The sequence below is a fragment of the Carboxylicivirga linearis genome, assembly GCF_018271995.1.
In the GTDB taxonomy this organism is placed as follows: Bacteria; Bacteroidota; Bacteroidia; order Bacteroidales; family Marinilabiliaceae; genus Carboxylicivirga; species Carboxylicivirga linearis.
Genome location: NZ_JAGUCO010000025.1, coordinates 43,556 through 55,688, shown reverse-complemented (window position 1 = coordinate 55,688; position 12,133 = coordinate 43,556). Strand labels below are relative to the sequence as shown.

The following is a 12,133-nucleotide window of genomic DNA, read 5'->3' as shown; positions in this document are numbered from 1 at the left end:
ATAGCTTTTAGTCGTCAAATAAATTATACCTGTTACTCTTTTTTGAGTATACTTACAAAAAGGTTTGGGTGATGACTTCACGAGGGGCTACCATATCACGATTTTCTTCTGCAAGGCTTGTTGAAAAACAAAGTACTTTTGATGCTCGGTATACAACTATACAAAATCAAGGCAAAGAAGTCTATCGTTTCATAACCGAAAATGCATCTTTATCACAGGACAAAATTGTCGTCCGTAAATTAAATCAATCAAAATCAAGTTTAACGCAATCCGGTTTAAATGTGCTGGTTGATTTAAATCCTCTAACATTTGAAGATGGACAGAGATTTCTTTACCAGATTAATCACCTGCTTCTTGATGGTGGGATTTTCTTTTGTAATGTGAATGTATCTGGTATCAAAAAGCAAAGTCTTACATTTAAGAAACGAAAATCAAAGGCGGAAGTGTTAGGGCGATTGGTTAATTCAGGATTTTCAATTATTGATTTTAAGAATATCAATGGGGCACTTCATATCTGTGTAATGAAGACTGCTTTACCCAAATTAGAGCCGGGTTATCATCAGCGTTATATCATACCAATGATGCGTATTGGTAAAAACGGCAATAAGCTTAAAGTTTTTAAAATTCGTACAATGTATCCCTTTTCGGAGTATTTACAGGAGTATGTGGTTGGAATGAATGGTTATAATACCAAAGGGAAACCAAACAATGACTTCAGATTGACTCCATTGGGTAGATTTATTCGTAAATATTGGATTGATGAATTACCTCAGGTCTATAATCTGTTAAGAGGAGAGTTGGCCTTAGTGGGAGTAAGACCATTGAGTGAAGCTCGTTTTAAGGAGTTACCTATAGATATAAGAGAAAGAAGAATTCATTATAAACCGGGCTGTATACCTCCATACGTTGCACTTTTAATGCCAGATAGTAAGGGGAATATTGAGGCTGAGAGGATTTATTTATCAGAGAAAGAGAAATATCCACATTGGACCGATATTAAATACTTTTTTAAAGCTATATTTAATGTTTTATCCGGAAAAATTCTAAGTTCATAGGAGTAATAAATAAAATTAACTGATATCTAAAAGCTGCTTTTGTTAAAAGGCAGCTTTTGTTTATTTTGCTAACTCCTAAATCATCTGATTCTATGAAAAGATCCAACATTTATAGGTTTAGCTTTTTCCTTTATATACTTTCTCTGTTTTCGCAATTGTCTTTTGCTCAAAAAGTAGGACTTCCTGAAATTGAATATTTTAACAGAAGGCAATATGGCGCCGGAACCCAGAACTGGGGAATTAGTCAGAATGATAATGACTTTCTTTATTTTGCCAATAACGATGGGGTGGTAGAGTTTGATGGTGTAAGCTGGCAGCTTCATCGCGAAGAATCACCATTTGTTATCAGAAGTGTCGAATGTATTGATGACAGAATTTACGTCGGCTTGTTCAATAAAATAGGTTACTATCAATATGATGATTCTCTACGTCATTTAGTGTTTCATTCCTATCCTTTAAACGATGAACTTCAGAAGAGCGGAGATTTCTGGAATATTCATCAATGGAATAATAAAGTTGTCTTTCAATCTGAGAATAATTTATGCTTTTTTGAAGATGATCAACTGGTTAATACTATTTCGGCTAAGACACGTTACTCCTCTTCCTATATTGTTAATGGTTTATTATTGGTTCACGATGAAAGTGATGGATTGAAGGAAGTAAGAGGAGACAAGGCTTACCGTGTGTCAGGAGGAGACGTGTTTAAAGATAAGATGATTAACTCAGTTATGTCACTTTCTGATGATAAGATTGTTATTGGCACAATGACAGATGGTCTTTATATCTGGGATATGAATACCATAAAACCATGGAATATCCCTGCAAATGAAATGCTTACCAATGCAAATATTTTTAGTGGAACCAGCTATAAAGATGATTTTCTGGTTTTTGGTACCATACAAAGTGGTATTGTAATCCTAAATAAAAAAGGAGACATCGTAATGCATGTCGACAAAGATAAGGGGCTGAATAATAATACAGTACTAAGTGTTTTTGTGGATAAGGAAGGGAATATATGGGGTGGTTTAGATAATGGAATTGTCCGCTTAAATTTTAATTCAAGTATTACATTTTTGCAAGGGTATTATGATATCGGTACTGGTTATGTCATAAAAAATTATGAAGGGGAGTATTATATGGGTACCAATCAGGCACTGTTTACAATTGATGAGAAAACTTTGCATAATCCTTTAAAAACAAGAAAGGATTTTAAAAAGATTGCCAACTCAGAGGGACAGGTGTGGAGTTTGTATAAAGAAGGGAATCAAATTTTATGCGGACATAATTTGGGTGTTTTTGAAGTTGAAGGTAACAACGCTCGTCTGATAACGCCTCCTGTTATTAAGGGGGCCTGGTTATTTAAACCTGTACCCAATAGAAGTAACCTTATGCTTGTGGGAACATATAGCGGCTTGTTGCTTCTAGAGAAGAGTGATTCACGATGGAAGTATAAATGGAAAATAGAAGGTTTTGAAATATCGTCGCGTTTTATGGAGTGGGATAAAGAAGGAAATCTTTGGATCACGCACGGCTCAGAAGGGATTTTCAAGTTAAATTTTGATGTTGATTTCAAAAAAGTTCTCCTATCTAAAAAGTTTTCTTTTGATGATGTTGATAATAATTCAGAAGATGCGATTGTTACAAAAGTTGCTGATGATTGTTTATTCGTTGGAAATCAAGGGATGTATAATTATAATTTAAAGACGAAAACTTTTGAACGATATGTAAAATGGGATCATTTTTTTGAAAAGGGGGAGTTTCCTAAAATTGTTTATTTAGATGATTTTCAAAATTTATGGTATTTCCATTATGGAATGGTTGGGGTGCTAAGGCATATGGAGGATGCCACTTATAAAAAGATTGATTTTCCCTTTAAAGTTTTGCACAATAAACTGGTTAACAGTTTTGAATCTATATTAGTCCCTAATAATAATGAAACATTTTTCGGTGTTGAAGATGGTTTTGCGCATTACCTGGTAGATGAGGTGAAAAACTATCGTAGGCCATTTAAAATTAACATACGTTCTTTTAAAGGAGTTACTGATACGATACCATTTTTATTAAATCAAACAGATGATCATAAAGCTCAGCAGTCAGTCGTTCCGGTTTATGAATTTAAAAACAATTCATTTACAGTTCAATATGCAGCAAGTTACTATGAGGATAATGAAGTTGTATATTCATCCTATTTAAAAGGAGTGGATGTTTCATTTACTCAATGGTCCAATAGAACCATGAGGGAGTTTACCAAACTAAAAGAAGGTTCTTATGATTTTGTTGTTAAAGCTAAAAACAGGTATGGTGTTCAAACAAGTCCTATTACTTTTTCATTTGTAGTATTGCCTCCATGGTACAGAACATTGACCGCCAGAGTAGTATACCTTGTACTCATTTTAGGAATAACATTAACAGTTTTCTTGATATTTAATAAGAGATTAGAAATTAGTAGAACTAAGGAAAAGTTGAAGCAAAGAGAACTCTTTAAAGAGAAGGAAGAGGCATTGCAAAAAGAGGCCCTGAGAGCAGAAAAAGAAATGATTAAGATGCGAAATGAGAAGTTACGTAATGAAATGGTTCATAAAGAGAAGGAGTTAGCTAATTCAACGATGAATATTATTCGCAAGAATGAGTTTTTAAGTTCACTGAAATTGCAATTAAAAAAACTGAAATCAATTAGTGATAAATCGGAATTGGAAAGTAAAATACAGGGCCTAATAAGAAAAATAGATAAAGATTTGGATAGTGAGAGTTATTGGGAAGTATTTGAAATGCATTTAGAGCAGGTTCATGAGTCTTTCCTTGATCGTCTGAAAGAAGTTCATCCCGACCTGACTCCGAGAGAGCAAAAGTTAGCTGCCTATATACGAATGGGGATGTCTTCTAAAGAAATAGCTTCATTAATGAATATAACATCAAGGGCAGTTGAAAATAACAGGTATAAACTACGTCAAAAACTAAATATTGGACAAGGTGAGAATCTGGGAAGGTATATTTCAAATTTAAAATGAGGTTTCAAATCGTAAGTTGTGTTATTAGTTAATAAATGTAAATAATTTAGTTTGCTTTATTTTTGTAGAAATGAGTTGTATGTATGAGTAAAAAATTTGATTTAAAAAATTATAAAAAGCTGAAATAAAGCATTATATAATTTTAAATGTGAGTTTTTAGTGAGGTGAATGTTGGGTGTGAGTGAGATTAATGTGTGTCATTAAATTATAGAACGTTAACATTTAGTTCTATTTTTGACTCAGTTTTTATCATTAAACCCAAGTAATTATGAAACATCTGTTAGGGATTTTCCTTCTCTTTCTGACTATAACTAGTCAGGCACAAGAAATGACAGTTACCGGTACGGTAACAGATGCATCGGATGGTATGCCAATACCTGGTGTAAGTGTCATTGTTAAAGGTACTACAACGGGAACCATTACAACTGTTGAAGGTACCTACTCTTTAATGGTCAATCAGGGCGATTTATTATTATTCTCTTTTGTTGGTATGACCGACCAAGAAATTACGATAGATCGCGAAATTATTAATGTAGCCATGGAATCAGACATAACCGACCTGGATGAGGTTGTAGTTGTTGGTTATGGAGTTAAGAAAAAGGCGTTGGTAACCGGAGCAAATATTAATGTTAAAGGTGATGAAATTGTTGAAAAGAATACCGGAACCGCGATGGAAGCATTGCAAGGTATTACACCTGGAGTTAGTATTACCCGGAATAATGGTGCTCCCGGAGCAGGAACAAAAGTTACAATCCGTGGATTAGGTACCATTAATAATGCAAATCCATTATATGTTGTGGATGGTATACAAGTTGACGGTGGTATTGATTATTTAAATCCATCGGATATTGAATCAATAGATGTTCTTAAAGATGCAGCTTCATCTGCAATCTATGGTTCTCGTGCTGCTAATGGTGTTATTCTGGTTACGACTAAAAAGGCCAAAGAAGGTGCTAAAACCAGAGTAACATATGATGGTTATTACGGAGTTCAGAATATTTATAAGAACCTAACTCCTCTTAATGCGCAAGAATACATGTTTATAATGGATGAAGGGCGCACGAATGATGGTTTGGAACCATATGATTGGGAATCAATTCTTTTAAATAATAGTTGGCTAAATAACAATTATCCAAATGAATTGGGAACTCAATTAGGTGAAGATGTTTGGAGTATGCTTCAAGAAGGTTGGGAAGGAACCAACTGGATAGATGAGATGACTCAAAAAAATGCACCCATTCAAAGCCATTCGATTAACATTACTGGATCACAAAAAGATATGGTTTATGCAATTGGTGTATCTTATTTTGATCAATCTGGAATAATAGGAGGTGATATTACTGATGCAGGAATGAAGCGTATAACCACCCGATTTAATTCAGAAATGGTATTATTTAAGAATGATCGATTTGATATCGTTAAGATTGGTGAAAACTTCACTTATAATAATACTGAAAACAGGAGTGTTGCAACAGGTAATATTTATTGGAATGATCTTCATAATGCTCTCGTTCAGAATCCATTGATGCCGGCTTATTGGGATGAATCACCGGACGCAAATGGTTTTACACCAACCTTAGATGGTTTGGCAAATGATCAAACCAATCCTTTAGCTACTATGTTTTATAGAAGCAATTATGGTTGGGGAAAAAATAATACAATCGTAGGTAATGTTTACGCTGAGATTCAACCATTAAATGGTTTAGTTTTCAGATCATCATTTGGTATAAATGCATGGTATGGCAATAGTAGGTCATGGGCTCCAACATATGCTTTAGGTACTTTATATCAAAATGCAAATGATGCTGTGCAACAGGATGCATATCAAGGTGTTCGACATACCTATACCAATACTGTTAATTATCAGTTTCGCATCGATCAACATGATATCTCTGCATTGGGAGGTATTGAGATGATTAAAGAAGTTGATAATATGAATGTAGGTGGTCGTATTGCAAATACTATTTTTGGATCTCCTGAATATGCCTATTTAGATAATGCACAAAAAGGTGAGACATCGCAAGGTATTGATACTTGGGGTGCCAATTATGGAGCTCAAGGTGGTGGAATTCTTTCCTATTTTGGTAGAGTTTCATATGGTTTTAAAGAAAAGTATTTATTAGATGTTACCGTACGTCGAGATGGATCATCCAATTTCTCTGAAGGTAATAAATATGGAACCTTCCCATCAGTATCGGCTGGTTGGATAATGTCGGAAGAGGATTTTATGAGCACTTTGGATTTCATCTCTTTTGCTAAACTTAGAGCCAGTTGGGGACAAAACGGTAATGAGAGAATTGGAGCTTTTAAGTACAGTGCAAATATGAGTTATATTAATCCTGGATATTTCTTTGGTGATACCAAACCCGTTTCTGGATTAACTACTATTCCTACTAGAGTTCCAAATCCTAACGTTACATGGGAGACATCAGAGCAGTTAAACTTTGGATTAGATGCAAGATTTATAAACTCACGATTGGGATTAACAGTAGATTATTATAAGAAGACAACAAAAGACTGGCTGGTTGAAATTCCTTCTTTGGGAACAGCAGGAGCAGAAGCACCTTGGGGAAATGCCGGGTCGGTTGAAAACTCAGGATTTGAATTAATGTTAAGCTGGAATGACAATTTAGGCGAATTTAAATATGGAGCTACTGTTACCGGAGCTTTTAATAAGAATAAAGTAACACAACTTGATAATGCAGAAAAAACATTTCAAGGTCCAAGTAGTGTGATCTCACAAGGAACATCTTATGTGTCAAGAGTAATGGTAGGTGAACCTATTGGTTATTTCTATGGATATGAGACCGACGGATTGTTGCAAAATCAGGATGATGTAGATGCCTATGTTGCGCCTGAAGGAGCAGCTAATGCAGGACAACCTTATTTTGAAGATTTACGTCCTGGAGATGTTAAATTTGTAGATCAGAACGGAGACGGTGTTATTAATGAGGATGATAAAGTAAAAATAGGAGATCCAAATCCTGATTTTGAATTGGGTATTCAATTAAATGCTGAATTTAAAGGGTTCTACGCAAGTACAACTTTAGCAGGTAAATTTGGAATGCAGGTAATGCAATCATACAGATCTTTTGCTGACCGTTTTGATCAAAACTATACAACCGAAATTTTTGGAAGGTGGCATGGTGAGGGTACTTCAAATCGAATTCCAAGGTTAACATCGGGTTCTAATAGAAATACCAATTATGTATCAGATATCTATGTTCATGATGCAGATTATTTAAGAATAAACAATTTAACTGTTGGTTACAAGTTTGGAAAACTTCTTTCTGATGTTGACTGGGTTCAAGGTGCAAAACTTTATGTTGCGTTTAACAACCTATATACATTCACAAAATATAGTGGTATGGATCCGGAAGTTCGATTTGGACATGATGCAAGTTGGGCATCAGGAATAGACTTAGGTTTATATCCATTACCTCGTACAGTTATGTTAGGTGTAAATGTTACTTTCTAATTTAAACTAAATAACAATGAAAAAAATATTATATAGCGTTGGTCTATTGTTGGTGATGGGGCTTAATAGTTGTGATGATAGCTTCATCGAACAAGAAAACCTGTTTGAAGCCAGTTTGGATTCATATTATAAAACACCGGCACAGATAGAGGAAGCTATGGGCGGTGTCTACAATGCACTTTATGTAAATGGAGCTCATAGTAATGAACACCTCGCTGCCAATTTATTATCTGATTTAATGCTTGGTGGAGGTGGTCCTGATGATAAATCTGCCAAATGGGTTGATAATTTTGAAGATCCTGCTGAAGATACCTATAGAGATTTGTGGAAAGAAACATATAATGGTATTAATAGGTGTAATGCAATTCTTGAGGCAACTGTTGATGCTGATTACTCTGCGTTTTTTAAAACTCAGGAAGAAGCTGATGATTTTAAAAATCAGGCTATTGGTGAAGCTTATTTCATGAGAGGATTCCACTTATTTAGAGCTGCTAAGTTTTTTGGTGGTATGCCTATTATTCCTACAACTGATGCACCAAGGGATGTGCCTCGTTCTACTATGGGTGAGACGTTTGGACAGATTGCATCAGATTTTAAAATGGCGATTGAAACCTTGCCTGCAATAAAAGCAACAGATTTAGATATATCAACTTATGGACATGCCAATAAATGGGTGGCAGAAGCATATATGGCCAGAGCTTTCCTATTCTATACTGGTTATATGACTAATATTGAAAAGGCAGCTACTACAGAAATTGCTTTGCCAGAAGGAGGAACAATTTCAAAAGCTAATGTTGTGGCATATCTTAATGATATAATTGGCGAAAGTGGATATGAATTGTTAAGTGATTTTAGAAATTTATGGCCTTATTCATATGTGAATCAAAGTGCCAGTCAGTTTAATCCAGATGGAACTAATCCCGTCTTGCCTTGGGCTGCAAATCCAGATAATACTGATCCTGCTACTCCTTTGGCATGGGCTGGTCAGGATGGACCTCGATCTTCTATTGGAACTGGAAATACAGAAGTAATGTTCGCATTGCGCTATGCATTTGGAAATTGGGGCTGGACTAAAGGTCAGAGCTATAATAACCGAGTTTGTTTGTTTTTTGGAATTCGTGATAATTCTATGGTTCCTTTCGGACAAGGTTGGGGATGGGGAACGGTACATCCGTTGCTAAAGGCTCAATGGAGCGATGATGATCTTCGTAAAAAAGGTTCCATTCTTGATATGGGGGATGCCGAACAAGGAACAGGTGATTATCAGGCTAATAAAGGAGACCATGAAACAGGTATGTTCAATAAAAAATATACTACAATTCAGCATGGAGGACCAGATGATGTAAAAGGTATGTTTTATTACCTGTATGATATGGATAATGGTGATCCAATGCAGTTGTGGGCTGCACAGGATTTTTACTACTTACGTTATGCTGATGTTCTTTTAATGCATTCAGAGTTGACAGAAACTGCAGATGGAATGAATGAGGTTAGACGCAGAGCTGGTTTAGATGATATTGCTTATTCATTAGATGCGCTTAAGGAAGAACGTAAATTTGAATTTGCATTTGAAGGTTTACGCTGGTTTGATTTGGTTCGATGGGGTGATGTAGAAGATGATAGCAAGAACTTTTATTCAAATGAAGTAGATGTTGTTAATTCGGGTGTTCCAGCTACTTATAGCGTGAATTACCGTTCAGAAACAAAAGGTCTTGTTCCAATTCCTGAATCTGAAATTAGATTATCAGATGATGTGTATAAGCAGAACCCGGGTTGGTAAGCATTTTTTAATGTAAAAATTTAAGCAAAATGAAAATAAATAAAATATATAGTTTGCTCTTGAGTGCAATAGTTTTACTATTTATTGCATGTGAGCCTATTGAAGACAGGGAAGTGTTATCTAATAGCTTCAACCCTGATGAGATAGAATTGGAGGTTGTTCAAACGGCTGATGGTACTGGAAATGGTTTGTCTATTAGAATGAATACACCTGGTATAGCTGGGTATTGGGATTATAATATTGATAAAAAGTTTAGTGATCGGGTTGAGGTAAATTACCCAATCCCGGGAGAACAAACTTTCACTTTTCATGTAACTACTCCTTATATGACAGATGGCAAGCCTTCTGAAAAAGAGTATATTTCAAAAAGTATAACTATTCAGATAGATCAGTTAGATCAGCCACTACCAGATGCTTATTATTATTTAGTAGGTGATGACTTAGCAGGAAAAACCTGGGTCTTTGATGGAGGACCAAATCCTGATGGTGGATTATGGTGGTTTATGTCAGACCCGGCCAATCCATGGGGTATTTGGTGGAATGCGGCAGGTGATTGTTGTCCTCCTGCTGATGCTGCCGGAAAGATGGTTTTTGATCTGGACGGTGCAGCTAACTATACATATTATTCAAACGCAGATGGAGATCCAGTGACTGGAAGTTCATTTAAGTTTAATGCTGATTATTCTAAATTGTACATACAAGGTGATGCTAATCTACTAGGAACGATTGCAGGATCAGGTGGTGGTAATGCCGGAGTATACAATATTGTAGAATTCTCATCAGACAGGCTGGTTCTGCATGTTCCGGATGCTGAATGGGCAACAGGTTGGACTTGGGTGTTTGTGCCACAAGAATAAACGATTTTCATATACACGTCATTAAATTGACACTTAAACTTAGGTTATTGTATTTCCGGGATATGCCCGGAAGTACATAACCTTTCATCAACCTTTTTTATCGGACTAAAATAGTTTTACCTCATTATTTCATTGGCTTAATTAAAAGCTCTTGAAATAACATTGGGTTTCTATTGTCCAAATGATTGTTGCTAAAATGATTATAACCAGAAAAATTTTCTTCCTTATTTCTTTACTTCTTTCTTCTCTTCTAACGAGCGCTCAGGGTTTTTTGAGAACCAATGACAGAGAGATTGTGAACGATAATGGCCCCGTACTTTTGAGAAGTATTGGTACAGGTAACTGGATGATTCAGGAAGGTTATATGATGCAATCGACAAATGCCAGTGTAAATACTCATACTCAGTTTAGGGCAAAGCTGAATGAAATCATCGGTGAAGACAAAACTACAGAATTTTATAATTACTGGTTACTCAACCAGTTTAAGGAATCAGATCTGGATTCAATGAAAAGTTGGGGCTTTAATGCTGTTCGCCCGGCTCTTCACTACAAATGGTTTACATTACCCATCGAACAGGAAAAAAGAAATTTATCAGGAGAATTGGAAAATACCTGGCTATCGCAAGGATTTGAGATGTTAGATAGTTTGGTTGCCTGGTGCAGTAAAAATGAGATGTATGTCATTTTTGATATGCATGGCACTCCCGGAGGTCAAGGAAAAGATGCTAATATTAGCGACTATGATACCAAATACCCTTCATTGTGGGAAAGTGCAGATAATCAGAAAAAATTGGTTGCATTGTGGACTAAAATTGCCAATCGATACAAGAATGAAAAATGGGTTGGGGGATATGATATAATTAATGAACCCAATTGGAATGTTGATGGTACCGGAAACGAAAATGGATGTGGTTGTGAAGAGAATACTCTGCTTTGGGATGTACATCAACAATTAATTTCAGCCATAAGAAAAGTAGATACCAATCACATTATATTCCTGTCAGGCAATTGCTGGGGAAATAATTATGCTGGTGTTGATAACCATTCTTTATTAAAAGAGAATGAGAATATTGCATTGACCTTTCATAAATACTGGAATAGTAATCATTATAACTCAATAGCCTCATGGCTGGAGATGAGAAAAAAATATAACCTACCCATCTGGATGAGTGAATCGGGTGAAAACTCTAACCAATGGTTTGCTGATGCCATACAATTATTTGAAGATAATAATATTGGTTGGTCGTGGTGGCCGGTAAAAAAGAGTCGGCTTAATAACGTAATGAGAGTTACAACACCCCATAGTTATATCGATTTAATTCAATCATGGGAAGATGGTCAAACTCCATTAGATCCTGATAAAACGTATGAAGCTGTTATGGCTTATGCTGAGGCTCACAAAACCGAAAATTGCAGCGTAGGTAAAGATGTGATATTTGCTATGATGCATAATGGAAATAGTGAGGTCACAAAACCTTTTAAAGAACAAAAAGATGGACAATGGATTCAATCTGTTGATTATGATTTGGGAAAGGATGGTTTTGCCTACCATGATGAAATATCGGAAAATATCCATGTGGGAGAAACAAAATGGACGACCTGGAATAATGGTAATCAATATAGAAATGATGGTGTTGATATAGGACAAATAGAAGATGAATACTATGTAGGATGGACGGAAGATGATGAATGGCTTCAATATACTTTAAAGATTTCTAAAGCTGGAGTATATAAAATGCAACTAAAAACATCTGGAGCTGAAGGATCTGTCAATATATTGGTTAACGGTCAAACTGAGTCTGATAATTTTTATGTGGCAGCAACCGGTGATTCTTCGGAATGGACAATCAATGAATTTAATAATATTAACCTGCCTGAAGGTGAGGTACAGCTTCGTATTTATTTTAAAAATGGAGGATGTAATGTAAAATCCTTCAAATTGTTACCGATGTAAA

The 12,133-nt window shown here is 35.5% G+C and carries 6 protein-coding genes; all 6 read left to right on the top strand.

The window, feature by feature from the left end:
* The first annotated feature begins 71 nt into the window (after positions 1–71).
* Positions 72–1,055: a sugar transferase gene (locus KEM10_RS24815; RefSeq protein ID WP_317196696.1), complete on the top strand. Its 984-nt coding sequence runs from the start codon at positions 72–74 to the stop codon at positions 1,053–1,055.
* 92 nt (positions 1,056–1,147) lie between these two features.
* A complete protein-coding gene (locus KEM10_RS20025) occupies positions 1,148–4,063 on the top strand; it encodes a LuxR C-terminal-related transcriptional regulator (RefSeq protein ID WP_212218722.1) in 2,916 nt (971 codons plus the stop codon).
* A 268-nt stretch (positions 4,064–4,331) separates the two neighbouring features.
* The gene (locus KEM10_RS20020) at positions 4,332–7,541 is read left to right on the top strand and encodes a SusC/RagA family TonB-linked outer membrane protein (protein ID WP_212218718.1); all 3,210 of its coding nucleotides are present in this window, start codon (positions 4,332–4,334) and stop codon (positions 7,539–7,541) included.
* A gap of 16 nt (positions 7,542–7,557) precedes the next feature.
* Entirely contained in the window at positions 7,558–9,321 is a 1,764-nt protein-coding gene (locus tag KEM10_RS20015) for a RagB/SusD family nutrient uptake outer membrane protein (protein WP_212218715.1), read from the top strand.
* Positions 9,322–9,350: 29 nt separating this feature from the next.
* Entirely contained in the window at positions 9,351–10,178 is an 828-nt protein-coding gene (locus KEM10_RS20010; RefSeq protein ID WP_212218712.1) for a hypothetical protein, read from the top strand.
* Between the two features lie 196 nt (positions 10,179–10,374).
* Positions 10,375–12,132 (top strand): cellulase family glycosylhydrolase, encoded by a 1,758-nt coding sequence (locus KEM10_RS20005; RefSeq protein ID WP_212218709.1) that lies wholly within the window; start codon positions 10,375–10,377, stop codon positions 12,130–12,132.
* Position 12,133 lies beyond the last annotated feature (1 nt).